Here is a 24,836-nt window from a genome sequence, read left to right as displayed (position 1 = left end):
GCTGTGACGACAGACGTGACCACCAAACCTCGACCCTCGGACCAACCCGAGGTACAAGAAATGTGGGACGAGTTTTACAAAACCCGGAGCGAGCTTGCTCGTGAGCGGTTAATTATGCAGTACTCGCCCCTGGTTAAATACGTAGCTGGACGGGTATGGTCTGGCTTGCCGCGCTCCGTAGACCGCGCTGAGCTTATTAGTCACGGCATGGTCGGGCTGAACGATGCGATCAATAAATTCGACCCCTCGCGCGGGTTTAAATTCGAAACCTATGCGATGAGCCGTATTAAGGGTTCAATTATCGATGAGTTGCGTGCGGCTGACTGGGTTCCACGCTCTATTCGTGCGAAGGCTCGTAACGTTGAACGGGCGATGGCTGAATTACAGCAACAGCTTGACCGCACTCCAAGTGATGAAGAACTCGCTGAGTTCATGGGCATCGACACGAGTGAGCTTCAACAAACCTTGAGCCAGATTGCCACGATGAATCTGGTGGCATTAGATGATCCGTTCGGTGATGAAACCCAAGGGGCTACCTTAGGCGAAACGTTACCTGACGAATCCGGTGTTGACCCGCTAGAGATTGTTGAACACACCGCAGTCAAAGAAGTACTGGTTGATGCGATTAACCGGATGGGTGAACGCGAAAAGACCGTTATTTTGCTGTACTACTTTGAAGGTATGACCCTCGCGCAGATTGGTGAGATTCTGGGTGTCACCGAAAGCCGTGTGTCACAGATTCATACGAAAGCCGTTTTGGGGTTGCGCACCAAAATGAACGCGCGCTTTGAAGCATAAGACGTCCCAATCACCCCGCCTGTGGATGGCGTCTGTATTATCCACATCTGTGAAACTGAGTGCGGTAGCTCCTATCCGTGCGCACCAAGCTTGGCGTCATGTACTCCCAACACATATCACGAGAGGTATTTCGTCTCTGGGCGGCGATTAGTGTTGTACTCGTGGGATGGCTGGTGCCCCAAGGGGCCTTGGCGAGACCGATCTCCTATGTTCGTCCGGTACCTGGGACTGTTGTTCAAACCTTAGCTGAGCCTAAACAACCATGGACATCAGGGCATCGGGGTGTCGACCTCGCTGCTACGCCAGGAGAGTCGGTGCATGCAATGCGGCGTGGGACCATCGTGTTTGCTGGGATGGTTGCCGGAGTTGGTTGGGTCACAATCGACCATGGCGGTGACCTGTCAACAACCTATGGGCCCATCGCCATGCCTAGTGCTGTACGTGTTGGCCAAGTGGTTCAAGCGGGAACGGTGATAGGCGTTATTGCCCCTGGCCAAAACCACCTCGATGTGGGCGCACGAGTTCCTCACCCGACCTGGCGGACGCATTACCGTTACTTGGACCCTTTGAGCTTGGAACAGCAATGGATCATCCGACTGAAACCCGCGTAGCAAAGCAAGGTAAACACGCTACGCTAGCCTGCCCACAGCTTGCTGTGGGTATTTCGCAGTGCACGAATGCCCCGCGGTCCTTGTATGAGGGAGGGGCAGGCAACTGGCCTTGTGCACAAGGTACAACCGCAAAGGAATTACATGAGCACGTCCACTCGACCCGCAACTGTCCGTCAGCTTCTCGAAGCCGGCGTTCACTTTGGCCACCAGACCCGCCGCTGGAACCCCAAGATGAAGCGTTTCATCTTCGGTGAGCGTAACGGTATTTACATCCTGGACCTCCAACAGACCGTTGGCATGTTGGAAAAGGCTACGGCCTTCATTGAAAAGACCGTCTCCAAGGGCGGCACCGTGCTGTTTGTCGGCACCAAGAAACAAGCCCAGGAAGTTATTAGCCAGCAGGCCACCCGTGTTGGGATGCCCTATGTGAACTATCGCTGGCTTGGCGGCATGTTGACAAACTTTGAAACGATCAAGGGTCGTTTGAGCCGTTTGCGTGAACTTGAGGATATGGTCAACGACGGCACCATCGAATTGCTGCCAAAGAAGGAAGGCCTCCTTCTTATGCGCGAACTCGACAAGCTTCGCCAGAACCTTGGTGGCATCCGTTCAATGAACAAACTGCCCGCTGCTATCTGGGTTGTGGACACGGTTAAGGAACACATCGCGGTTGCCGAAGCCAACCGTCTTGGCATTCCCGTTGTGGCTGTGGTGGATACAAACTGTGACCCCGACATGATTGACTTTGTCATTCCGGGTAACGATGACGCCATTCGTTCCACGGCGATGCTCACCGGGTTGATCGCCGATGCGGTGGCAAACGGCTACGCCCGTCGCGCCTCCGGTGGTGAAGTCGCTCCGGCCGATGTTCAGGCACCGGTTGAGACTGAAGAGGTTGCCGAACCACTTGCTGAATGGGAAATTGCCCTTCAGGCTGAAGAAGCAGCCAGCGCAGCCATCGCCGCTGGTGCCGTACCTGGCGACCTGATCGATCCAGACGACGATCTGTAGAACCCCAGGGGAGGGGAACCTCCCCGACCCATGATGTTTCCGCTCAAGTCGGGTAACGGACCGCAGCGGCTTTCAAACTCAGACCTACCCAAGGAACAATCACAATGAGTGACGTGAAAATCAGTGCTGCCGATGTTAAGCGCCTGCGCGAGGCAACCGGTGCAGGAATGATGGATTGTAAGAAAGCGCTCGTCGAAGCCAACGGTGATTTTGAATCAGCCGCTGACATTGTACGGGCCAAGACCGGCCGTAAGATGGCCGAACGTGCCGGTGAACGTGAAGCTGGCGACGGTGTGGTGCATGCTGTCGTAAGCGACAGTGGTGACCAAGGTGCCATCGTTAAGGTGGCTTGTGAAACTGACTTTGTGGCCAAGGGTGACGCCTTTGTGAACTTGGCGCAGGTTGTTGCCGAAACCGTCTTGGCACACGATGTTGCTGATGTGGCCGCATTAATGACCACCGCAACGCCGATGGGCAAAACGGTTGCCGACCTCGTTGAAGAGGTACAAAGCACCACAAAAGAGAAGGTCGAGATTACGGACTTCCGCCGCTTCGCCGTGGACGGTGGCACTGTTCGCTTCTACCTCCACACCCCCACCCCTGGTATTCCAGCCAAGATTGGTGTGCTGGTGGCAGTCAACACTGCCGGAGAGAGTGCCGCACAACTGGCGAGTGACATTGCCCTTCATGCCGCTGCTGCACGTCCGGTCGCGGTACGTGAGGATGAGGTTGACCCGGCATTGGTCGAAAAGGAACGCACCTTTGCTCGCCAGCAAGCCGAAGAGGAAGGCAAGCCAGCCAATATCATTGAGAAGATTGTTGAAGGCCGTGTTCAAGCCCTCTTCAAGGAACAGGTGTTATTGAACCAGCCATTCGTCAAGGATCCTTCCACCACCATTGCCAAACTCTTAGGCGACGTTGAATTAGTTGACTTTGCACGCTTTGAGATTTAACCCATAGCGGTTACTGCACGGCATAACAAGACCCCCAGTGTTGGGGGTCTTGTTTGTTGAGTGAGAGAAAAGAGACGACGTATTCGGTGTCAAACCAATAATGGGTGGTGAGGAAACAGACTGGTTACTTCGTAACGATTCGCCAGGTGAGGGGGTACCGGCGCAAACGTGCGTTGGAGGCGTCAATCGCAGCCAAGACCGAAAAGACGAGGTAGCCAAGGAAGATCAGTATGAGACCAATGAATGCAAAGGGGATCGTGATCACCAAGAACATACTGGCAAAGAGCGCGTATACGGCGATGGTGACCGTAAACGAGAAGTTCAATGATTCAAGCACGTGGGCTCGAAGTTCTGGGCTACGACCCATCGTAATGAAATAGAAGACTAAGGGGCCAAGAAACGCGAACCCACCAAGGAACACGGCGACTAACCCAGAAATATGTGTGAGAATGGCGACGGTCCGATCGTCATCATTTAACGGTGATGGTGAGGTGACATTGAAATCGCTCATGGCGGAGACTTTCTCTTTATAGGGTGAACAATTATGGCTGCAATCGTGCCAGCATCATTCGCTCGCTCCAACAGGGCCAGCCCCTTAACAGGCATCAGGGCCATCCCTCACAAGCGTATTAGAATCGCCACCAAAGACTGAGAGGAGCGCGATGCCATGGCCGAACCCTATGCCCGTGTGCTGTTGAAATTGTCAGGTGAAATGTTTGGATCTGAGGGTGCAGCCATCACTCCAGACGTGGTTGGTTCAATTGCCAATCAACTGGCAGAAGTCGTCGATAGCGGCCACGAGGTTGGCATTGTGGTTGGCGGGGGCAATATCTTCCGAGGTGCAAGTCCACGGGCCGCTGGGATGGATCGTTCTAGTGCGGACCATATGGGCATGTTAGCCACGGTCATTAATGCGTTGGCCCTTCAAGATGCGTGTGAGAAGGTTGGGCTGGATACGCGAGTGATGAGTGCGGTACACATGTCTGAAATTTGTGAACCGTATATTCGGCGCCGTGCCGTGCGCCACCTGGAAAAGAAACGGCTAGTGATTTTTGCCGCCGGCCTTGGCGCACCCTATTTCTCGACCGATACCGCCGCAGCACAACGTGCCCTTGAAATTGAAGCTGATGCGGTACTCAAAGCGACAAAGGTTGACGGTGTGTACGACGTTGACCCCGAGAAAGAAGCTGATGCAACGCTGTATAAGGACCTTGACCATCACACGGTTTTAAACCAGGGGTTACGGGTTATGGATGCCACCGCAATCAGCTTGTGCATGGACAATAATTTACCGATTATCGTCTTTAACCTAAACCCGGTGGGCAATATCTTGAAGGTAGTACAAGGGGAACATATCGGTACGTTCGTGCATACCCCGTAATCCAGCGCTCAGGACGACTCAAAGGAGCAATGATGATTGATGACGTGTTAGCAGAGGCCACCACTGCAATGGAAGGGGCAATTGAGCACACACGTGAACGGTTGAGCCGTATCCGTACGGGACGGGCCAATCCACAACTCCTCACCAATTTGCGTGTGGAATATTACGGTACGCCTACCCCTATGCAGCAAGTAGCCAGTGTGACTGCCCCTGAGGCGCGTGTATTGCTTGTTACGCCCTATGATGCGAGCGCCCTGTCAAATATCGAAAAAGCGATCCTGTCGTCTGATCTTGGGTTGAACCCGTCTAATGATGGCAAGGTTGTTCGGGTTGTATTTCCAGAATTGACCGAAGATCGTCGTAAAGAATTCGTGAAAATGGCGAAGGAGCAAGCTGAAGAGGGCCGGATTTCTATTCGCAATATTCGCCGAAAAATGAAGGATCAGATCGGGGAATTAGAGCTCAGCGAGGATGAAGAGCGCCGAGCTGAAAACCGTCTCCAAGATGTGACGGATAAGTATGTTAAACAGGTCGATGAGATTCTTTCTGCGAAAGAATCAGACCTGATGCAGGTCTAATACTTTATGGATGAACCGACGCGAAAACCCAAGGACCGTAACCTAAAGGCCGCAATTGGTGTTGGTGTGGCCCTTGGGATCGCGATGGTGCTTGCGGCGCGGCTCTCTCCCATTGCGCTCTTAATCGTTGTTCAGTTATTCCTTGTGATTGCGCTTATGGAACTGGACCGCGCATTCACGATGCGACGTTCCCAACCCCCCACGCTGTTGGCTATCGTGGCGATGCCCATTTCGTTTTTTGCCGCATGGAATCTCGGTCCCGTTGGATTGTTAATGGGTGTCCTCCTGAGCTTTCTTGTAGGGGTTCTTGGGGTGATGACCTCGTCGAGTCAAGGCCGAGCAGCAGAACGGTTCGGCCTTTATGCCTTGATGGTGTTATGGGTACCATTCCTGGCCTCGTTCTTGGCGCTGATCTTGCGCATGGATAACGGCATCTGGATTGTGCTCAGTGTGTTTGCCCTCGCGGCATCAAACGATATCGGTGCCTACATCGTTGGGCGGCGGTTTGGAAAACACCCCTTAGCCAAAACGATCAGCCCTGGGAAAACATGGGAGGGTATGTTTGGCGGCCTTGCCACCACGGTCCTTATTGCTGTGATCCTATTTTTCATCGTCCCACTTCCAGACGGCATTGATGTGTGGCAGATGGGTGTGATGGGTATCGGGATGTCCTTGGCGTCTGTCTTTGGTGATCTGTTTGAGAGTTTGATTAAACGTGACCTTGGTGTAAAAGATTTAGGTTCCATTTTGCCTGGTCATGGCGGTGTTATGGACCGGATTGATGCCCATCTCTTTGCCTTTCCGGTAGCCTGGCTTCTTTTAACAGTGACAGGTGTGTAAACGGCATGGTGGTTTCTCTTTCTCGACCCGTTCGAGACCTCTATAACGATGATGAGCTTGCGCATGTCCTTGAGGATCAGCCAGCCTTCCGCGTGAACCAGGTTCAAGATTGGTTAGCCAAAGGCATTGATGACCCTGCCAAGATGCATAATCTTCCTCGGGCCCTGCGAGAACAATTGGCTGAAGCCGGAGGAGAGCGGCCACGCATTATTCGCGTGAGTGAGGCTGATGACGGGCTGACGCGAAAAGTGTTATTACAGTGTGGGAATGAAGCAATCGAGAGTGTACTCATGCTCTATCCCAAAACGAACGATAGAGCTGGGCGGGCAACGGTGTGTATATCAACCCAGGCAGGCTGTGCGATGGGATGCCCGTTTTGTGCCACCGGCCAAATTGGGTTGAAGCGCCAGTTGACACTCGGTGAAACCGTTCGCCAGGTGACTGTCATGCAGCGCCTCTTAGCTGGTGACGCTGATCCTGAGGTCTGGGGAGAGCACCTCCCGGCTCCGTTACCGAAAGGCGTCCCCGACCACGTCACCAACGTTGTATTTATGGGGATGGGTGAACCCTTTGCGAACCAAAAAGTTTGTTTGGGTGCCGTGAAGTGGCTTCATGAACGGTTTGGGTTAGGCGCCCGGTCGATAACGGTCTCAACAGTCGGTATCGTGCCCGGAATCAAACGCCTGCAAGCGATGGATTTACCAGTCACGTTGGCCGTGAGTTTGCATGCCCCAACCGATGCCTTGCGTAACGACCTTGTACCCGCCAATAAAGCATTTTCTATTGATGAATTATTGTCGACGGTGGCTGATTACCTTGCGGCAACGAAACGCCGCGTCACGATTGAGTACGTCATGATTGACCAGGTCAATTCTGCAACATACCAAGCAAAACAGCTTCGCGATGTTCTTAAAAAGCACCTCGGTCTGGGCAAAGTACACGTGAATCTGATCCCGATGAATCCCACCCCAGCCGTGCCATGGTTTGCCCCACCTATTGAGCAGCAGCAAGCCTTTGCCCAGGTGCTCAATGACGGTGGGATTCCCGCTACCATTCGAGCAAATCGTGGGAACGATATTGATGCGGCTTGTGGCCAGCTCTATGCGAATTATCAGGCAGGGTCGGGTAAAACCTTGCCACGTGCTGTTGGTGCCGCTGATCGGGTGATGCAACATCAAATGACAACGAAACGGGGTTCGAATGCGTAGGATTTCCTTGTTAGGTTCGACTGGATCTATCGGGGTACAGACCATCGACGTGGTGGAATCCCTGCCTGACGACCTCATGATCGTGGGCCTGGCCAATCGAGGAAATCCTGGGATCATCGACCAGGCGTTACGCTGTGGTGCAACATATGTAGGAATCGTTGACCCCGATGTGGCGGCTCAGGCCCGATCCGTGCTTGAACCAGAGGGCATTACGGTTATTGATGGGCCAGATGCCGCAACTGCGATTGCATCTATTGCATCTGATGTCGTGGTGAACGGGATGGACGGCCTTCAAGGTATTGGTCCTTCTATTGCTGCGCTGCAGTCGGGTGCTGCACTTGCGTTAGCGAATAAAGAAAGCATGGTTGCTGGCGCCGCACTGTTACATACTGCTGCTGGTGGTGACCATGACCGCATTATTCCCGTTGATAGTGAGCACTCAGCCTTGGCCCAGTGTCTGCGTAGTGGTGAGCACCATGAGGTTGGCCGGCTTGTTTTAACAGCATCGGGCGGGCCATTTCGTGGACGAACGCGCGATGAACTTGCCAATGTCACGATCAACGAGGTGCTCGCCCATCCCACCTGGGATATGGGTGCCTTGGTGACGGTTAATAGTGCATCGTTAGCCAATAAAGGGCTTGAAGTGATTGAGGCCCACGCCTTGTTTGGGGTGGACTACGATGCGATTGACGTCGTTGTCCACCCGCAAAGTATCGTGCATTCAATGGTTGAGTTTGTTGACGGCAGCACGATTGCCCAACTTGCGCCACCAGATATGCGTTCAGCCATCCAATTGGCCTTGACCTGGCCAGAACGTAAACCGGTCGCTCCTGTCGCTATGGACTGGTCATCACCGCAAACGTTGACGTTTGAAGCGCCAGATCGTCTTACATTCCCCCTGCTTGATATTTTTATTCAGGCAGGCCGTACCGGTGGCAGCGCCCCAATCGTGGCCACTGCTGCGAATGAGATTGCAGTAGAGGCATTGTTGGCGAACAGGATTTCGTTCTTGCAAATCCCAACGATTGTGACCGAAACATTGGACTGGCAACCACACGAGCAAATCCGTGATGTTGCCGATGTCTATGCCATTGATTCAGCGGCGCGAGCCTATGCACGGACGAAGGTGGAGCAATTGGTATGAGCATTCTGGCAATTCTGTTCTTTATCGCGGCGCTTCTTGTAAGCGTCATGATTCATGAAACAGGCCACTTTGTTACGGCCAAAGTCTTTGGTATGAAAGCCACCCAATTCATGATCGGGTTTGGCCCAACCCTCTGGTCCACGATGCGTGGTGAAACCGAATACGGGATTAAAGCAATACCACTTGGTGGGTATGTGCGTATTGTCGGTATGAGTACTGCAGATGAGCTGTCTGAAGCGGATTGGGAAAGTGGGCGCCTGTACATTCAGCAACCTCGTTGGCAGCGACTGATTGTGGTACTTGCTGGTATTGTCACCAACCTTGTATTGGGCTATCTGCTCCTGGCGTTGGCCTTTGGACTCTTCGGATCCATTGTGATGCACGATGGCGAGGTGGTACGCCAGTCGGTTGGTGTGCTGCCTACGTTGGCGGCCGCATTCAACGGGCCAGTATCTTTTGTCACGATGGTGGGTCAGATGGTGTCCACCGTTGGATATCTTTTTAGTCCGGCGGCAATTACTGATCTCGTGGGTCAAATTACGTCCAGTGCCCCACGCACGGATGGCTCCCTTATTTCTATTGTGGGGATGGCTCAAGTCGTTGGGGCATTTGGAAGTCAGGGCAACCTGTTTGCAGTCCTGGTCATGGTGGCCCAATTGAACCTGGTGCTCGGTGTGATGAACGTGCTGCCCTTTCCACCCCTTGATGGTGGGCATGTCGCGGTGATTGTGATTGAAGGCACGGTTAACACCGTTCGTAGATGGATGGGCAAACCGGCAAACTGGATGATTAACGTTGATATTTGGGCTTATATCGCCCTAGCCGTCATTTTGTATTTTGTGTTGATACTCATTGGCACAACCATTTTGGATGTCTTAAAGCCAGCATCTTCATTAGTTGGGTCCTGAAGGTTGTGATGGCGTGGTGACAACCCCGGTGTCTTGTGGGGCAGGGGCCGAGGTGCCTCCGTGGACGCTCATACGGTCCAACCAGAGGCCAAGGGTGTGTTCCAACTTTGGGCCAAGACTAATGAATTGATGGCCATCGCGTTCAAGGTCCAGCATGATTGCGGCACTTGTTTGTAAGACCTGGTTGTCACCCCACGGTTCGGGTGGTGAGTGGTCTTCGGATTGTTGTACCGCCTGCATGAGTACGGAATGCAGTGGGCCGATGCCATCATGAAGGACTGTGGGTGCTGCCCCGGTGAGGCATTCTTCCAACGGCCATAAATAGGTCGTATCGGTCGGGGTATCTGTGGATGGGTGACCAAGGGCGGCTTGGGTCACCATAACAACACGCTGGCGTAAGTCACCATCATCACAAACCGGTGGCACAGGGTCGTTCGCTGACCAGGCGCGTCCCGTTGAACAAAAGGCAATGCGGTTAGCTCCCAGCGCGGTTGCCAAGGTGAGTTGCTCTTCAATCGCGACGATGTGGTCCCCACTGGGGTATGGGCGTAAAAGGGCGAGGAAGAGCGGATCATTCCCACGGTGTGCACACAGCATGGCGTGGGTGAACCCGTGATGGACAAGGCTTGAGCAGGCGAGGTTACGAAGTACTGAAACCTGGTCAGAAGGGTCAACAAAGTTCAAGAATGTTTCACAAGGTTTAGGCATGTAATAAATGATTACACGTGTTTAGATGGTTTTCGTGTCGTTTGCAAATTGTTAACTGAGAAGTCACCTGATTTACACTCAAGCTCTGTCATGTAGAGGAGGAAATATGTCCCAACAACATCGTCCCAACCCTGGATCCACGGCAAATAGACCCGCACACATGCTGACGCCAACACCCGGTCCTGTGGCGTTAGCGCCACTTGATGCCGTACGAGACATCCATCGCAATGCCCTCATTGACGGTGGTGCCACAATTGGCGATTTAGGTCCAGATACGAAGGGGCTGTTCTTTCTCGACTATTTTCGTGCTCATGAACTCGCCGGGATATTAGCCGAACACCCTGGCATTGAATGGGTTCAACTGCCCTATGCCGGTGTTGATGCTTTTGGTGAAACGATTGCTGAGTTTGGTGATCGAGTGCTGTTCACGAGTGCAAAAGGGGCATACAGCGAACCAGTTGCTGAACATGCACTGGGGTTGACCATAGCGGCCAATAAAGAGTTTTGTATGCGAGCCAGGGCAACGACGTGGGGGCCCATTGGTGGACAATCACTCTATGAAGCCAATGTTGTTATTGTGGGTGCAGGTGGCATTGCAATCGAATACATGAAGCAAATCGCCCCCTATCGCTGCCACATCACCGTTGTTCGACGGGCCGACCTTCCGGTCGATGGAGCTGATTCAACCGTCACATTCGAGTTCCTGAATGACGTCCTGCCCCAAGCGGACGTGGTGTTATTGGCTGCAGCCAATACCAAAGACACCTACAAAATGATGAATGCTGAACGGTTAGACCTCTTAAAGCCCAATGCCGTGTTGATCAATATTGGTCGAGGTCCACTGGTTGATAGTGATGCACTTGATGCGGCCTTACGTGCAGGCAAATTCTTTGGTGCTGCCTTAGACGTTACTGATCCTGAACCACTACCCGATGATCACCCGCTCTGGACCAACGACCGCTGCTTAATCACTCCACATGTTGCTGACACCCCTGACCAGGTTGCTTACTTACTGAGCCTTCGGGTTGGGCACAACGTGAATGTATTTTTAACCCAGGGTGAAGACTGGCAGGGGCTTGTTGACCCCGCATCTGGCTATTAGTGGCTATAGGCATTCTCGGGAACGGTCAAAACCTGTCGTTGCTGGTGTGGTGTACACCACACCACACGGACGTATTTGCTCCGAGATTTACACCTTAGTAGTAGTTTCTTGGGTAGGCGGGTCGAGGATGTCCTCAGCTGGTGGCCCTTCAATATTGATCTTTGGAAGCCAACGTAACCAACCGGGAAGCCACCAGTTGAGATGGTCCATAAGCACCATCACCGATGGCACCAGGAGAGAACGAATCACTGTAGCGTCGAGGAAAACCGCAACGGCCAAGCCAAAGCCCAATTGTTGGATTTGGGTGGCTGAACCAAAGGAAAAGGTCATGAAGACGACCACCATGATGAGGGCCGCACCAGTAATAATGCGAGATGTAGAACGAATGCCCATCGCAACGCTTTCTCGGTTATTGCCGGTGCGGTCATAGTGTTCACGCATTCGGCTCAGGATGAATACGTGATAATCCATACTGAGGCCAAACAGGACGCTAAATAACAAGATGGGCAGCCAGGCTTCTATTTTGGGCGTGTGGGTGTACCCCAACAGATCCAGCCCCCAACCGTGTGCAAAGACTAACGTCATTACCCCGTAGGTAGCGCCCACACTGAGCAAGTTGTAGATCATCGCCTTAATCGGGACGATGAGGCTTCGGAATGCGATCATCAACAAGATGAAACTCAGGGTCAGTACGAACCCGATTGCCAATGGGGTTGTTGGGGCGAGCATCAGTTGCATATCCAACTCACCGGCGCTCTGGCCACCAACGAGCAGCCCTTGGTCGTCCCCTTCAGGGGCATGTTCGGCTCGAAAATTGCGTACCCAATCATAGGATTTTGGGTCTGATGGGCTTGTTTTGAGGTGGAGGTCTAGCCGGCTGACCTTCCCGTTTTTACTCGTCTCAATAGGAAGTACCGTTTCAACGAGTGGATCATCGACGAGGGTTTGTTCGAGCATGGTCAGATCACGCTGACGTTCAGGCGTGGTTGCAACGAGTTCAACGGGAAAGAGTTGCCCTTCCCCCCATTGGTCATAGAGGCGATGTACTCCGTCGGCAACATCGCCGCGAGGCAAACTATCAGCGCCAACAAATCCGGTCTGTAGTGATAAAGCAGGGATAGCCAGTGCTACGAGGAAGGCAACTGAAGCAGTCATGACCGCCCAAGGGTGCGTTACGCTGAGCTTTGTCAGTTGCCCAAAAAACCCGCTGTAGAGCCAGCGTTCATCAATGGCTTCTAGGGACTTGGATCGTGTTCGTACTGGCCAGTTAATACGGTCGCCAAGGAGTACAAGAATGGCGGGTAGGAGGGTGAGCACGGCAGCTACCGCCATGCTGACGACGAGCACGGCACCCAAACTCATGGATTGATAGACATTGAGCGGCACAAACATAATGCCCAATAACGACAAAATGACCGTTGCACCACTAAAGGTCATGGCCATGCCGCTTGTGCCACCGGCGATGGCGATAGCGTCCTTGGTCGGGCGGCCACGGCGGCGTTCTTCTCGATAGCGTTCGGTTACAAAGAGGCAGTAATCAATTCCAACAGCCAAGCCAAGCATTGAGATCATATTGGTCACAAAGAGTTGTAACGTCATGACCTGCCCTACCACTGCCGCGAGTCCTAAGGCGCAGGTAATGGCGACAACGGCAAGGAGCAATGAGTTCAACGCTGCAATGAGTGCGCCAAAAACAACGACAAGGACCAGCAGGGTAATGGGCACTCCGGTCAGCTCAGCGTTTGATAGATCCTCTTCGACGATATGGCTGAACGCATGTTGAATGGAACGTTGGCCTAAGGTTGTGACGGTAAGTTGTCCATCACGTTGTGCTTGTATGCGTTCAGTCCAGTCTTCGATATTGATCGTATTGATCGGCTGGCCAGCATTAACCAAGATGATGCTGCTGTGGTTGTCCTTGCCGGTTAAGGAGTCGATGACGGTATCGACCTTGGCCAACTGTGCATCCGCATCGTGTGTTGCTTGCGCAATATCAGCATCAAGGGCTTCACGGTCGGTATTTAAATCAGTTGCGGCTTGGGCGAGGGTTTGACCTTGGGCGGCGAGTTCAGCCCCTTGTGCTGCGGCATCTTGAGGGGAGAGGAGGCCTTGCTGGACTTGGGATTGTATGGATTCTTGTGCTTGTTTAAGGGCTTCTTCTTGTGCAAGTAAGGCGTCACCACGAACAGCCAAGGCATCACCTCGGGAGCGAAACGCCGCTTCACGGTCGCTTCTTGCCTGATCAACAAGCCGCTGAATAGTTTGACGGTCAATAACACTCGGTGCAGGAAGTTCTCCGGATTCCAAATCTTCTAGGGTCAGTGCCGCAACGGACACCGGTTTGCCATTGGCTTCGGTCAGTACGTGACTGAGCGCATCGCGGATGTTATCGGCGATGGTGGCTTCTCGTGTGGTGAATGCGGGATCATCGGCAGTGAGTTGGTCACCAGCATCAACCAATATGGTTTCTCGAGTGGTTGAAACCGGTGGTAGCCCAGCTTCTTCAAGTACAGTTTTAGCCCGAACGCTCTGGTAGTCGCCACCCAGCGTGAATGCTGACGTCAAGTGGTCCGAGAGTGATGTGGTAGCTAGCGCCCCCATGACCACACAGATAACCAACCACCCCACAAGCACACGATATGGGTGCGTCGCACTGGCGACGGCGAGGCGTTGGGTGAACGGTGGACGAGCTGTTGGCACAAAAACCTCCTCTATTTCCCTTGGCATACTAGTCAGCGACCCAAACGCTCGGTACCGTTACTGAATGTCCTCTCTTCCGCTATTACCCCAAACCCCAGCTGATGCCCCACATAACGACCCGCCTCAACGCCGTGTGAGCCGCCAGATTCAGGTTGGAGATGTTGCTGTCGGGGGCGGTGCGCCAATTAGCGTGCAATCGATGACGACAACAAAAACGCATGACATCAACGCCACATTGCAGCAAATTGCGGAGCTCAATGCTGCCGGTGTTGACATTGTGCGCATTGCTGTTCCCCGTCAAGAGGATGCTGACGTATTGGGGATTATCGCCCAAAAGAGCCCTGTTCCGATTGTGACGGATATTCATTTCCAATGGAAATACGCCATGGCCGCGATCGAAGCGGGGGTTGCGAAGGTGCGTATCAATCCAGGCAATATCCACAAAGCAGGGGATAAGTCGAAGGTGCGCCTCATCGGGGATGCGGCGCGTGAGAAGCATATTCCGATCCGTATCGGAGTGAATGGCGGGTCACTCGAAGCCCGGCTCATTCATAAATACGGTGGGGTGACCCCTGAAGCCCTTGTTGAAAGTGCATTGGATGAGGCCCACATTCTTGAGGATGTTGATTTCGGTGATATTGCCATCAGCGTGAAGCACTCGGACCCGTGGGTCATGATTCAAACCTACCGACTTCTGGCTAAATCCTGTGACTATCCCCTTCACCTCGGCGTGACCGAAGCTGGTCCAGCCGGAACCGGCAGCATCAAAAGTGCAGTTGGCATCGGCACCCTATTAGCCGAAGGGATTGGTGACACCATTCGGGTTTCACTCTCAAGTCCGCCAGTTGAAGAGGTGAAGGCGGGCATCACGATGCTTGAGTCCTTGCATTTGCGTGAGCGTGGCCTTGATGTGGTGTCGTGCCCAGGGTGTGGACGGGTGCAAGTGGATATTTGGACACTCAGTACCCAAGTTCAAGACGCGCTGGATGGCCTCATTGATGTCCCGATGCGGGTGGCGGTGATGGGGTGCATCGTGAATGGGCCTGGTGAGGCGCGCGAAGCTGACCTTGGGGTTGCTAGTGGGAATGGGAAGGGCCAGATCATCAAGAAAGGGCAGGTTGTAAAAACCGTTCCCGAAGATGAAATCGTCGGCACACTTATTGAAATGGCCACGGAGATGGCTGATGAGATACGTAACGAGCGTGGCGAGGGGGAGCCTGCAGTTGTTACTGCGTAGAAGTCGCTCTCTAATCGGGCTATGGTCTAAAGAGCACAAGTGGGCCTTGCCCGCTTGAATTTTTATCAACAGCACTTTGAGGAAAGGACACCGATGGCCAACGATAATGAAGCGGTCAGCACGGACCTTCGTCAGTTCCTCACTGGTGTTGTGCCGTCATCAATTGAGATAGTTGCCGTTCGTGTGGCTGGTAAGCCACCAGCACGCAAGGTTACGATCATCATCGGCAAGGTTGGTGGATTGACCCTTGATGAGGTTGCTGATACCGCGAGTGTGATTAACCAAGCACTTGATGAGGTCGAGAACACGCCCAAGGACCCAGTCCCTGGGGAGTACACCTTAGAAGTAACCACGCCAGGCGTGAATTGGCCATTAACAACACAAGCAGACTTTGTTCGTGTTGGAACCCATTCGGTCACCGTCCAACCCCACGATGGTGCATCGGTGACTGGGCCAGTTGTCCAGGCGACCGATGATGCGGTCACGATCAAAACTGATGCCGGTCCCGTTACGGTGGAATATAGGAACATCCGGAAGGCTGTTCAGACACTACCGTTTTAATACTTGCCAGAGGAGCCCCCATGAAACCCATGGATATCAGTGCAATTGAGATGATTGCACGCGAGAAGAACCTGTCCTTTGACACGGTGTTAGAAGCAATGGAATCAGCCATGGCCAATGCGTACAAGCGCACCCATGACACGGATCATGCGCGAGTCGTTATCAACCGCTCCACTGGTGAAGTCACGGTATTTGCACAGACATTCGATGAGCATGATCAGCTTGTTGAGGAGTGGGTTGATACCCCAGAAGATCCGGGTGGACGTATGATCGCGATGACGGTCAAACAGGTACTCACCCAGCGCCTGCGTGAGGCAGAGCGGGAACAAACGGTGGGGGAGTATGCCGGCAAAGAAGGTGACCTCGTTACGGGCACCATCCAGCTTCATGACAACCGCACCGTTGTCCTTGACTTGGGGAATGCGGAAGCCGTACTGCCCATGGGTGAACAGGTGCCAACGGAGCAATACCACCATGGGGAGCGGATCCGTGCGATCGTTACTGAGGTAAAGCGCAAAGGAACCGGCCCAGCCATCTTGGTCAGTCGTACCCATCCTGATCTAGTCACTGCGTTATTCCGGCTTGAAGTCCCCGAAATTGAGTCCGGTATTGTCACGATTAAAGCCATTGCCCGCGAAGCTGGCTATCGCACAAAAATTGCGGTACAGAGCCAAGACCCAGCTGTTGATCCAGTTGGAGCGTGCGTTGGTCCTCGCGGTCAGCGTGTACGGGCCATTGTCGATGCGTTGGCTCAAGAAAAAATTGACATCATCACGTGGAGTGAAGAACCAGCTCAGCTTGTTGCCAATGCGTTAAGCCCAGCCAAGGTTCGTGAGGTCTACCTCTACCCTGATGAACAGCTTGCTATTGTCATTGTGCCCGATTACCAGTTGCCGTTAGCCATTGGGCGCGATGGGCAGAATGCACGCCTGGCGCACCGGCTCACGAAGTGGCGGATTGATATCAAGTCCGAAACCCAGTTCGCTGAAGAACAAGCCGCTGCTCAAGCGTGGCTGGATGAACAGGGTGTAGATGCTGCTGAGGCTGGCGAAGATGTGGCACCACTTGTTGATGACGCTCCAGCGTTAACAAATGATGCTGAACCAGAGCCCGCTGAACCCATTGATGGTGACTCAGATGAGGTTGCACCGTCAGTGCCAAACGAAGCGCCGGATGAGCAAGAGGTCTAATACCGAGCTAGTACGAATGGACTAGCTAGTAGGGTGCAACGTGCCTGAACGTTCTCCATTTTGTGTTCACGCGTGATAAGCCACTGAAAGCGCGCGTGATGCCGGTACCCTAGATGGTCCGTTTAGGACCGTCCGGCCTTAAACACCAGTACAACAATGTTCATCGCCTAATGTCCTTGGGCGATGTCGCGTGTCAAGTTAGGAAAGTGGTCCCCATAAGCAAGGTTCGTATATACGAGATAGCCAAGGAAACCGGGCTGAGCAATAAGGCAGTCCTGGCTCGTCTTGCCGATATGGGTATTGAGGCGAAGTCCCACTCATCGTCCATTGATGCTGCCGACGCGAAGAAGCTGATGGATAGCCTTGGTGAAGCGCGTGCGAAACGTCAGGCGAAACCCGTTGAAGACACGAAGGCTGAGGCTGAGCAATACGATCTCGAAGACCTCAGTCCATCCAAAGGGGCAAAGGCTAACCGGATTGTCCCGCCACACCTGCGTGGTGGGGGTCAGGCAGACCAAGAAGAGAGCCCTGAGGCGAGGCCAGCGACACCGCCAACTCCGGTAGCCAGCACCCCCGAGGGTGGAACCGGTGCGCCACGTCCAGCGACCGCTCCAGTGCAAGCCTTCCGACCAGCACCGGCGCCCAGTGCCAGCAGCGATGCGCTCACGGCGGATGGAACGCCTGTTGTACAACCGGACCCTGAACGCCCGGCTCCAACTCCGGCTCCAGCTCAACGTCCTGGAGGGGCACCTCCGGTGGCGCAACGGCCGGCCTCAACACCTCCCGCAGATGAGCCTGCACCAAGTCCTAGCGTGTCGTCAGGTGCGGCTCCAGCGGGTACAGCCCAAGGCAAGGCGGGGTCTATTTCTCGTCCCCTTGACCCACGTCAAGCAGCCAAGATTGCCGCTGCCGGTGTGGTTCGTCGTGCCGATGAAGTTGTTGTTCGTCCCGCACCAGAGCCGCATCGTCCTGTTGATCAGACAGCACAGAATTACAGCGGTGACGCGCCAGCCCAGCCGCGCCAACCACGAGGCGATCAACGTCGTCAAGGACAGGCACGCCAAGGCGGCCAGCAACGCCAAAGCGGGCAGCAACGCCAAGGTGGACAGGCGCGCCAAGGCGGCCAGCAACGCCAGGGTGGGCAAGGAACTCCTGGGGTGCCACGTCCTGGTACACCCCCGCGTCCTGGTCAACCTACGGCGGGTCAACCAGCACCGGCTGATGCCCAGCAACGTCGCCGTATTGAATCAAATCTGCCGCGTGAAGGGTCTGGCAAACGTCATATCCCACCACCTTTGAAGGCAGCTCCCGCAAATCAGCATGGTGGTCATGGTGGTGGGGCTGGCCGTCCTGGTGGGCGTCCGAGTGGTGACCGTCACCAGCCACAAGATCAGCGAAACGATGGTCCAGCCGCACCGCGTCCAGGCCAACATCGCCCAAAGAGTAAGAAAAAGTCCAAGGGTGATATGACGCCTCAAGAGCAATTTGAGGCAGAGAATCGGTCACGGCAACGCCGCAAGAAGAGCGGTCCGGTCAAGGCCACCGTTGAAGGTCCCATTGAGGTGATGAGTGGGATTACGGTCAATGAGTTGGCTAAGGCCATGGGTGTGAACCCGACTGACATCATTGGTGTGTTGTTCCGTATGGGTGAAATGGTCACCGTAACCCAGTCCATTTCTGATGACCTCGTTGAGCTCGTTGGGGCAGAGATGGAAGCTGATATCCGCTTCGTTACTGCCGAAATGATGGAGTTTGGCGACGTAGAAGATGACGATCCAGCCGACCTTGTCGACCGTGCCCCAGTGGTGACCGTTATGGGTCACGTTGACCACGGTAAAACGAAGCTTCTTGACGCTATCCGTCATGCTGACGTGGTCAGTGGCGAAGCCGGTGGCATTACTCAGCACATCGGTGCCTACCAGGTCACTCGTCAAGGCCGCAAAATCACCTTTATCGACACCCCTGGTCACGAAGCGTTTACCGCCATGCGTGCCCGTGGTGCCAAGGTGACAGACGTTGCGGTGCTCGTCGTAGCAGCCGATGACGGGGTGAAACCACAGACCGTTGAAGCCATTGATCACATCAAGGCGGCTGACGTGCCGATCATTGTGGCGGTCAACAAGATTGATAAAGAAGGCGCAGACCCGATTCGGGTGCGTACCCAGTTGACGGAGTACGACTTGATTGCCGAAGAGTTCGGCGGTCAAACCACGATGGTTGATGTGTCAGCACTCAAGGGCACCAACCTTGATGAGCTTCTTGACCTGATCTTGTTACAGGCTGACGTTCAAGAAACGAAGGCCAATCCAAACCGTGAGGCCTCAGGTACCGTGATCGAAGCAAACCTGGACCGTGGGCGTGGGGCGGTTGCAACGGTGCTTGTTCGCAACGGTACGTTGCGCCAAGGTGACAACCTGGTGGCTGGCATTGCAAGCTGCCGTGTCCGCGCCATGTTTGATGATCAAGGCGAGCGGGTCACCGAAGCCGAACCTGCCAAACCTGTTCAGGTTCTTGGTTGGTCCGATGTGCCTAGTGCTGGTGATGAGTTCCGCGTGGTCGAAGATGAACGTACCGCCCGTGAAATTGCGGCTGGTCGTGCTGACCGTGAACGCAAGGCCGAGTTGGCAAACCGTCCACGAGTGATGACGTTGGATACCTTGTCCTCAGCTGTTGCCGAAGGCGAACTGACTACCGTCAACCTGGTTATCAAGGGTGATGTGTCCGGTACGGTCGAAGCTGTTGCCGCAGAGATGAACAAGCTCAATGTTGAAGGGGTTCGCACCCGTATTGTCCGTAAGGGCGTGGGTGCGGTGACCACTGATGATGTGGTGCTTGCTGAAGCATCAAATGCGATCATCATTGCCTTCAATGTCCGACCTGAAAGTAACGCCCGCCACGCCATTGATGAGTCTGGCGTTGACTTGCGTCAATACTCCATCATCTACAAGGCGATTGAAGATGTTGAAGCGGCCATCAAGGGCATGTTGGCTCCTGAGATTGAAGAAGTGGTCTTGGGTCGTGCCACCGTGCGTGAGGTCTTTAAGGTGCCGCGTGCGGGATTTGTCTTTGGTTCCTACGTGACCGAAGGGGTACTTCGCCGCAATGCGAGTGTGCGCGTCATCCGAGATGGGGTTGTCGTGGCTGATGACCAGATCGCCTCGTTGCGTCGCTTTAAGGACGATGTGGCCGAAGTGGCAACCAACTACGAATGTGGTGTGGGCCTGACCAATTTCCAAGACATCAAAGCCGGTGACGAGTTCGAGTGCTACACCGAACAAGAAGTCGCACGAACATAGTAACGTTCAGTTAAAGAACCCCGTTTCGGCGGGGTTCTTCTGTTCCTATTGCATTGCACCATAGGCTTTACAGGGCACGACAAAGATAAAGGAGTCCGAGGATGAGTCAAGCACCCAAGGGCGCGCGGTTAGCCGAGCGCATTCGTGAGCATATGGCTTTGGCCTTACAACGGGTTAAAGACCCTCGGATTGGTTTTGTTACCGTCACCGATGTGCGATTGACTGGTGATAACGACCGGGCAACGGTGTACTGGACGGTGTTGCCAGATACCGAAGAAGAACGGGAAAAGACGACCAAGGGGCTGTCCAGCGCCCGTGGTTTGCTTAGGAGTGAGCTAGCTCATGCTCTGGGAATCCGTAATGTTCCCGAACTGGTTTTTACCTATGACGATGTAGCTGAACACGGTCGCCATATCGATGAAATTCTTGCCGGCCTGCATCCCAAAGAGGATTTAGGTGAAGGGGAACAGGCCGATACGTCGGGTGATACTCCAGACGCGATAACTGAAGGATAGATGCCCGATGAGTATGACCACCCCAACTGATGATGCTGCCATTGATGCTATTGTGACCACGCTCCGCGGTGCCAAGCGTGTGCTGGTTACCGGGCATGTGAATCCTGATGGTGATGCTATCGGGTCCAGCCGAGCCTTAGCCCTCGCATTACGTTCACTTGGCATTGCCGCAGATACCTCATGGGGTGGTGATCCAGCAATTGCTGACTCAAGCCCAAAGGAGCTGTCACCGACATGGGTACGCTTTGGTGGCCAGGAAACGGTGGTGACCTATCCCAAGGCTGAGGACTACGACGTTGTGGTTACGTGTGACACGGCCAGTTTCAAACGTAATGGCACCTTGATGCCACTCCTTGAGGCTGTGCCCACGGTGGTGGTTATCGACCATCACAATACGAATGATTTTTATGGTGACTTGCACTACATCGACCCCGACCAGTCCAGTGCGTGTGGGGTGGTTGTTCGTGTCATTGATGCCCTTGGGGTTGACCTGACCCCAGAGATGGCTGAGCTGCTGCTCCTTGGACTCACTACAGATACTGGTCGCTTTTCCTATGGGCGTAGCCCTATCTATGACCACCAGTTTGCGGCACGGTTGATTGAAGCTGGCGCCAACCCTGACGTGATCAATCAGGTGGTCTTTATGTCCAATCCCGCAGCGTTTTTAGAGCTCACGGGCCTGATGCTTTCGCGGGCAACGCTGAACGATGGCATCGTCATTTCTTGGGTGAGCCAAGAAGATGTGCAACGCATAGGCATTGCCCTTGATGAGAGTGAAAAGATTCTAGACCATCTGCGCGCCATAGATGAGGTCTGTGTGGCTATTGTGACCCGCGAAGATGCGCCTGGACTTTGGCGTACCTCATTCCGTGGCCGCATCGGCATGAACGTGGCTCGGATTGCCCAGTATTTTGGTGGGGGCGGGCACACGTTGGCGGCTGGTTGCACCGTCCGCGCCAAGGATTATGAAGATGCTATTGCCCAGATCTATGCGGCGATAGAAGCCGTTGGCATCAGTAATGACTGACCTTGCCATTGACCCCAATGAAGGGGTTATTGTCATTGACAAGCCGGCTGGCATGACCAGTCACGATGTGGTTGGCAAGATTCGTCGTCTTGTGGGTTCACGCCCTGGCCGTAAAGGCAAACGCCAAGGCCCTAAAGTCGGCCATGCCGGTACCCTCGACCCGGCAGCAACCGGTGTGCTCGTGGTGTGCATTGGGCGAGCGACACGACTGGTGCCGTGGCTGCAAGCGGCAACTAAAACCTATGAAGCCACGGTGCGATTAGGGCGCACCACCGACACCCTCGATGATGACGGGGTTGAGACCAGTACAACTGATGCAAGTCATGTGACTACCGATGATGTCCAAGGGGTGCTTGGCCAGTTCATCGGTGACATCGAGCAGATTCCACCGATGGTGAGCGCCATTCGGGTTGATGGGGAACGCCTCCATGAGAAAGCCCGGCGGGGTGAGGTGGTTGAACGGAACCCCCGGCCAGTGACTATTCAATCAATCACGATTGATGGCATGGGGTATGAACCGTATCCTCATGTGGCACTCACCGTGGTGTGTTCGGCTGGGACCTATATTCGTACCCTGGCAGACGATATAGGCCAAGCCCTCGGTGTAGGGGGCCATTTAACGGCATTGCGTCGCACCGCCAGTGGGCAGTCAACGTTGGCTGAGGCCGTGCCGCTTGAAGGGCTTGATGAGGCGGGTTTGCGAGCCGCATTACAACCACCGTTGACGGCGCTCTCCTTTTTACCAACCGTCACGATTACGAGTGCAATGGCTGAGCAGCTCCGTAACGGGCAACGCCCCGTGGCTTTGGGACTATCTACAGACACCGTGGCTGTTGATCCTGATGGTTACCTCGTTGGTATTGTGCATGATGTGGGCAACCAATTAGTGAGTAAGCTCATTATGCACTGATGGGTTACAACGAACGAACGGATATTGATTATGGGTGCAACGGTTGCTATTGGCATGTTTGATGGGCTTCATATTGGTCATCAGCGGTTAATACAACAGGCGATTGATGATGCACGTGCGAATGACCGGCAGTGCACGGTGATGACCTTTGCCCATCATCCAATGGCCGTGATCGCACCCGATAGGCAACCCACCCAACTGCAACGAGATGAAGACCGTATTGCTGCCCTGTCGGCGATTGATGGTGTAGACCAAGTGGTACCCCTACATTTCCATGAAGGGGTACGCCAGATGAACGCCGATGACTTTGTGCGTGACATTGTGGTTGGTCGTCTTGAGGCTGAACAGGTCATCGTGGGAGCCAACTTCAGGTTTGGGCAAGATGCCAAAGGTACCCCAGAGGTGATTGCGAAATACGTGCCAATCACGATGGCTGATCTGTGCACGGTTGATGGGGTGATTGTGTCGTCTACCCAGATTCGTGATGCCATTAAGACAGGTTGGGTGGAGCGAGCCAATGAGATGTTGGGCCGTCCGCATTATTTGCGTTCTACGGTGATTACGGGTGATCAGCGTGGGCGTACCTTGGGGTTCCCAACCGCGAATTTAGACGTGCGTCCAGAGATGACGGTACCGGCTATTGGGGTGTATGCCGGGTTGATGCATGGGGCGGGCTATGAGAATGTGTTGACTGCTGTGAGTATCGGGTATAACACGACGTTTGGGCATACGCCGACCTTGCGTGTTGAGGCGCATCTGCTTGATTTTGATGATGATATTTATAGTGAGCTAATCACGATTGAGTTTCATCATCACCTGCGTGGGCAAGAGCGATATCCGGGTAAAGAAGCGTTGATTGAGCAGCTTCAGAAGGACTGTGCGCGCACCCGCGAACTCATGAGCTAACCGGTTAGGTTGCACTTAAAGGGGTGGCGTTATCTTCCTAGTGTACGGGTCAGTAGAATCCGAACAGATAGGGAGTAACGCTATGATGTGGTCGATTGCTACTTTCCTCGTGGCTTTGATGGCGTTCACTGCAACACCCGCACTCGCGAATACAGCCATCGGGAGTGAAATTAATCAGGAGGACATGCGTACAACCGTATTACAATATAGTGATCTTATTGAGTTAAATTTTAATCTCAAAGACTCGTTCTTAACATACGCAGACTATCTTCAATCGAATGGAATTGTCATTCAATCTGATGGAGGTAACCACAGTAAAAGTCTTTATTAATCGGGGTTGGGATAAGATGTTCTCAAAACTTGTTATGGAATGAGGATTCGGCAATCGTGTATCCTTACTTAATAAGAAGGGGTATGTTGGTTATGGTTAGGATTTCTGAATGGATCAAGTATGATAAAGTGTCTTTAATTCTGTTTATCTTATGGATAGTATTTTTTATTTTAATTCTACAAATATTTGGTTCAACTAGAAATGTGCTTATATTTACTATCTTCTCTAATATGATGTTATTCTTTGTCGGACTTGCTTCTCGATTTGGGGTAATAGCTTCTATAAATCCCTTTCTTGAGCGCGGTCTTTTAGGTTTAATTCTAGTTCCCGTTGCTGTTATTATTGCCAATAGTACTTTGAGTAATATAACATTATTTCTAGTCGAGATTGCTTTAGTTCTCATTCCAGGATATTTGTATGACGTATATGGTCAAGGTAAGGCTAGAGTTAGCAGCTATATTGAGGGCAGACGGCTATAGCGTCTGATATCATCAAGCTAAACAAATATATTAATATTTTAATATATTCTTATTGTAGTAATCTTTATGGTGAGGTGATCGGGATTGAGTTTCATCATCACCTGCATGGGCAAGAACAGTATTCAGGAAACGGTGCGTTGATTGACTAGCCTCAGAAGGACTGTGCACGCACCCACGAACTCATGAGCTAACTTGTCTCACGCTTTCCCTCTGGCCAGCAGTCTGTTCTGCTGGCCATTTGCGTGCGTCGCAGCTGTTGTTGGTTTTTAGACGTGGAAATCACGTAGTTTCAAAGTGGTGTTTGTGGATGGGCTGTGATATGAGAGTCTGAGTAGGTATGAGCTCGTGCTGAGTTGCTGGTGAAAGGGGTCGTGATGATACCCAGGCGTTTTGGTTTTGTTCTTTTGTTGGTTGCTTCCTTGGCTGCTTGTTCTGGTAGCGG

The 24,836-nt window shown here is 53.4% G+C and carries 23 protein-coding genes; 20 read left to right on the top strand and 3 right to left on the bottom strand.

Translation table 11 applies throughout. The features are described 5' to 3' along the window. The first annotated feature begins 3 nt into the window (after positions 1-3). From VCU37_RS07975 to tsf, 4 genes are all read left to right on the top strand, one after another. On the top strand, positions 4-798 hold the full coding sequence (locus tag VCU37_RS07975) for a FliA/WhiG family RNA polymerase sigma factor (RefSeq protein WP_336250118.1): 795 nt from the start codon (positions 4-6) through the stop codon (positions 796-798). 98 nt (positions 799-896) lie between these two features. Then, positions 897-1,409, top strand: coding sequence for a murein hydrolase activator EnvC family protein (locus tag VCU37_RS07970; RefSeq protein ID WP_336250117.1), 513 nt, complete (start codon positions 897-899; stop codon positions 1,407-1,409). A 141-nt stretch (positions 1,410-1,550) separates the two neighbouring features. Next, the gene (gene rpsB, locus VCU37_RS07965; RefSeq protein WP_336250116.1) at positions 1,551-2,420 is read left to right on the top strand and encodes a 30S ribosomal protein S2; all 870 of its coding nucleotides are present in this window, start codon (positions 1,551-1,553) and stop codon (positions 2,418-2,420) included. Between the two features lie 104 nt (positions 2,421-2,524). Next, positions 2,525-3,373 (top strand): translation elongation factor Ts, encoded by an 849-nt coding sequence (tsf, locus tag VCU37_RS07960; RefSeq protein ID WP_336250115.1) that lies wholly within the window; start codon positions 2,525-2,527, stop codon positions 3,371-3,373. A gap of 124 nt (positions 3,374-3,497) precedes the next feature. Here tsf and VCU37_RS07955 read toward each other — a convergent pair whose 3' ends face one another. Next, complete coding sequence (locus VCU37_RS07955) at positions 3,498-3,884, bottom strand: DUF4870 domain-containing protein (protein ID WP_336250114.1); 387 nt, start codon at positions 3,882-3,884, stop codon at positions 3,498-3,500. A gap of 156 nt (positions 3,885-4,040) precedes the next feature. Here VCU37_RS07955 and pyrH point away from each other — a divergent pair, with 156 nt between their 5' ends. From pyrH to VCU37_RS07925, 6 genes are read left to right on the top strand one after another with little or no spacing between them, the layout of a single operon-like run. After that, positions 4,041-4,754, top strand: a complete 714-nt coding sequence (gene pyrH, locus VCU37_RS07950) for a UMP kinase (RefSeq protein ID WP_336250113.1) — start codon at positions 4,041-4,043, stop codon at positions 4,752-4,754. A gap of 32 nt (positions 4,755-4,786) precedes the next feature. Continuing rightward, positions 4,787-5,332 carry a ribosome recycling factor gene (gene frr / locus VCU37_RS07945; RefSeq protein ID WP_336250269.1) on the top strand — a complete coding sequence of 182 codons (546 nt, stop codon included), beginning with the start codon at positions 4,787-4,789 and terminating at the stop codon, positions 5,330-5,332. A gap of 6 nt (positions 5,333-5,338) precedes the next feature. Continuing rightward, complete coding sequence (locus VCU37_RS07940; RefSeq protein ID WP_336250112.1) at positions 5,339-6,172, top strand: phosphatidate cytidylyltransferase; 834 nt, start codon at positions 5,339-5,341, stop codon at positions 6,170-6,172. 5 nt (positions 6,173-6,177) lie between these two features. Beyond that, the gene (gene rlmN / locus VCU37_RS07935; protein WP_336250111.1) at positions 6,178-7,380 is read left to right on the top strand and encodes a dual-specificity RNA methyltransferase RlmN; all 1,203 of its coding nucleotides are present in this window, start codon (positions 6,178-6,180) and stop codon (positions 7,378-7,380) included. Beyond that, positions 7,373-8,524 carry a 1-deoxy-D-xylulose-5-phosphate reductoisomerase gene (gene dxr / locus VCU37_RS07930; RefSeq protein WP_336250110.1) on the top strand — a complete coding sequence of 384 codons (1,152 nt, stop codon included), beginning with the start codon at positions 7,373-7,375 and terminating at the stop codon, positions 8,522-8,524. The genes rlmN and dxr overlap by 8 nt, the downstream gene beginning before the upstream one ends. After that, positions 8,521-9,432, top strand: coding sequence for a site-2 protease family protein (locus VCU37_RS07925; protein WP_336250109.1), 912 nt, complete (start codon positions 8,521-8,523; stop codon positions 9,430-9,432). The genes dxr and VCU37_RS07925 overlap by 4 nt, the downstream gene beginning before the upstream one ends. On the opposite strand, the gene VCU37_RS07920 is transcribed toward VCU37_RS07925, so the two are convergent. Beyond that, positions 9,418-10,140 (bottom strand): hypothetical protein, encoded by a 723-nt coding sequence (locus tag VCU37_RS07920; RefSeq protein ID WP_336250108.1) that lies wholly within the window; start codon positions 10,138-10,140, stop codon positions 9,418-9,420. The two genes, VCU37_RS07925 and VCU37_RS07920, sit on opposite strands and share 15 nt — an antisense overlap. A gap of 106 nt (positions 10,141-10,246) precedes the next feature. Between VCU37_RS07920 and VCU37_RS07915 the strand changes: the two genes are divergently transcribed. Then, positions 10,247-11,242: a D-isomer specific 2-hydroxyacid dehydrogenase family protein gene (locus tag VCU37_RS07915; RefSeq protein WP_336250107.1), complete on the top strand. Its 996-nt coding sequence runs from the start codon at positions 10,247-10,249 to the stop codon at positions 11,240-11,242. Positions 11,243-11,329: 87 nt separating this feature from the next. Here VCU37_RS07915 and VCU37_RS07910 read toward each other — a convergent pair whose 3' ends face one another. Next, entirely contained in the window at positions 11,330-13,942 is a 2,613-nt protein-coding gene (locus VCU37_RS07910; RefSeq protein WP_336250106.1) for an MMPL family transporter, read from the bottom strand. A 64-nt stretch (positions 13,943-14,006) separates the two neighbouring features. Here VCU37_RS07910 and ispG point away from each other — a divergent pair, with 64 nt between their 5' ends. The 9 genes from ispG (at position 14,007) to VCU37_RS07865 (ending at position 24,394) form a co-directional block, all read left to right on the top strand. Then, on the top strand, positions 14,007-15,179 hold the full coding sequence (ispG, locus tag VCU37_RS07905) for a flavodoxin-dependent (E)-4-hydroxy-3-methylbut-2-enyl-diphosphate synthase (RefSeq protein ID WP_336250105.1): 1,173 nt from the start codon (positions 14,007-14,009) through the stop codon (positions 15,177-15,179). A 93-nt stretch (positions 15,180-15,272) separates the two neighbouring features. Beyond that, the gene (locus VCU37_RS07900; protein ID WP_336250104.1) at positions 15,273-15,740 is read left to right on the top strand and encodes a ribosome maturation factor RimP; all 468 of its coding nucleotides are present in this window, start codon (positions 15,273-15,275) and stop codon (positions 15,738-15,740) included. A gap of 20 nt (positions 15,741-15,760) precedes the next feature. Continuing rightward, positions 15,761-16,930 (top strand): transcription termination factor NusA, encoded by a 1,170-nt coding sequence (gene nusA, locus VCU37_RS07895; protein ID WP_336250103.1) that lies wholly within the window; start codon positions 15,761-15,763, stop codon positions 16,928-16,930. 206 nt (positions 16,931-17,136) lie between these two features. Further along, entirely contained in the window at positions 17,137-20,226 is a 3,090-nt protein-coding gene (gene infB, locus VCU37_RS07890) for a translation initiation factor IF-2 (protein ID WP_336250102.1), read from the top strand. A 101-nt stretch (positions 20,227-20,327) separates the two neighbouring features. Next, a complete protein-coding gene (gene rbfA, locus VCU37_RS07885; RefSeq protein ID WP_336250101.1) occupies positions 20,328-20,741 on the top strand; it encodes a 30S ribosome-binding factor RbfA in 414 nt (137 codons plus the stop codon). 7 nt (positions 20,742-20,748) lie between these two features. Beyond that, positions 20,749-21,768, top strand: coding sequence for a DHH family phosphoesterase (locus tag VCU37_RS07880; RefSeq protein WP_336250100.1), 1,020 nt, complete (start codon positions 20,749-20,751; stop codon positions 21,766-21,768). Continuing rightward, on the top strand, positions 21,761-22,678 hold the full coding sequence (gene truB / locus VCU37_RS07875) for a tRNA pseudouridine(55) synthase TruB (protein WP_336250099.1): 918 nt from the start codon (positions 21,761-21,763) through the stop codon (positions 22,676-22,678). The genes VCU37_RS07880 and truB overlap by 8 nt, the downstream gene beginning before the upstream one ends. A 30-nt stretch (positions 22,679-22,708) precedes the next feature. Further along, entirely contained in the window at positions 22,709-23,584 is an 876-nt protein-coding gene (ribF, locus tag VCU37_RS07870) for a riboflavin biosynthesis protein RibF (RefSeq protein WP_336250098.1), read from the top strand. 423 nt (positions 23,585-24,007) lie between these two features. Beyond that, the gene (locus VCU37_RS07865) at positions 24,008-24,394 is read left to right on the top strand and encodes a hypothetical protein (protein ID WP_336250097.1); all 387 of its coding nucleotides are present in this window, start codon (positions 24,008-24,010) and stop codon (positions 24,392-24,394) included. Positions 24,395-24,836: the final 442 nt, after the last annotated feature.

Source organism: Stomatohabitans albus, assembly GCF_036336025.1.
Lineage (GTDB): Bacteria > Actinomycetota > Nitriliruptoria > Euzebyales > Euzebyaceae > Stomatohabitans > Stomatohabitans albus.
This window is presented reverse-complemented; position numbering and strand designations above follow the sequence as displayed.

Excerpts from the sequence above, each read along its gene's own strand:
- VCU37_RS07915 (WP_336250107.1), top strand. The coding sequence starts at position 10,247 with ATGTCCCAACAACATCGTCCCAACCCTGGATCCACGGCAAATAGACCC.
- rpsB (WP_336250116.1), top strand. The coding sequence starts at position 1,551 with ATGAGCACGTCCACTCGACCCGCAACTGTCCGTCAGCTTCTCGAAGCC.
- VCU37_RS07880 (WP_336250100.1), top strand. The coding sequence starts at position 20,749 with ATGAGTATGACCACCCCAACTGATGATGCTGCCATTGATGCTATTGTG.
- VCU37_RS07955 (WP_336250114.1), bottom strand. The coding sequence starts at position 3,884 with ATGAGCGATTTCAATGTCACCTCACCATCACCGTTAAATGATGACGAT.
- frr (WP_336250269.1), top strand. The coding sequence starts at position 4,787 with ATGATTGATGACGTGTTAGCAGAGGCCACCACTGCAATGGAAGGGGCA.
- rbfA (WP_336250101.1), top strand. The coding sequence starts at position 20,328 with ATGAGTCAAGCACCCAAGGGCGCGCGGTTAGCCGAGCGCATTCGTGAG.
- truB (WP_336250099.1), top strand. The coding sequence starts at position 21,761 with ATGACTGACCTTGCCATTGACCCCAATGAAGGGGTTATTGTCATTGAC.
- dxr (WP_336250110.1), top strand. The coding sequence starts at position 7,373 with ATGCGTAGGATTTCCTTGTTAGGTTCGACTGGATCTATCGGGGTACAG.
- VCU37_RS07900 (WP_336250104.1), top strand. The coding sequence starts at position 15,273 with ATGGCCAACGATAATGAAGCGGTCAGCACGGACCTTCGTCAGTTCCTC.
- VCU37_RS07920 (WP_336250108.1), bottom strand. The coding sequence starts at position 10,140 with ATGCCTAAACCTTGTGAAACATTCTTGAACTTTGTTGACCCTTCTGAC.
- VCU37_RS07940 (WP_336250112.1), top strand. The coding sequence starts at position 5,339 with ATGGATGAACCGACGCGAAAACCCAAGGACCGTAACCTAAAGGCCGCA.
- rlmN (WP_336250111.1), top strand. The coding sequence starts at position 6,178 with ATGGTGGTTTCTCTTTCTCGACCCGTTCGAGACCTCTATAACGATGAT.
- VCU37_RS07970 (WP_336250117.1), top strand. The coding sequence starts at position 897 with ATGTACTCCCAACACATATCACGAGAGGTATTTCGTCTCTGGGCGGCG.
- ispG (WP_336250105.1), top strand. The coding sequence starts at position 14,007 with ATGTCCTCTCTTCCGCTATTACCCCAAACCCCAGCTGATGCCCCACAT.
- ribF (WP_336250098.1), top strand. The coding sequence starts at position 22,709 with ATGGGTGCAACGGTTGCTATTGGCATGTTTGATGGGCTTCATATTGGT.
- pyrH (WP_336250113.1), top strand. The coding sequence starts at position 4,041 with ATGGCCGAACCCTATGCCCGTGTGCTGTTGAAATTGTCAGGTGAAATG.
- VCU37_RS07865 (WP_336250097.1), top strand. The coding sequence starts at position 24,008 with ATGGTTAGGATTTCTGAATGGATCAAGTATGATAAAGTGTCTTTAATT.
- tsf (WP_336250115.1), top strand. The coding sequence starts at position 2,525 with ATGAGTGACGTGAAAATCAGTGCTGCCGATGTTAAGCGCCTGCGCGAG.
- VCU37_RS07925 (WP_336250109.1), top strand. The coding sequence starts at position 8,521 with ATGAGCATTCTGGCAATTCTGTTCTTTATCGCGGCGCTTCTTGTAAGC.
- nusA (WP_336250103.1), top strand. The coding sequence starts at position 15,761 with ATGAAACCCATGGATATCAGTGCAATTGAGATGATTGCACGCGAGAAG.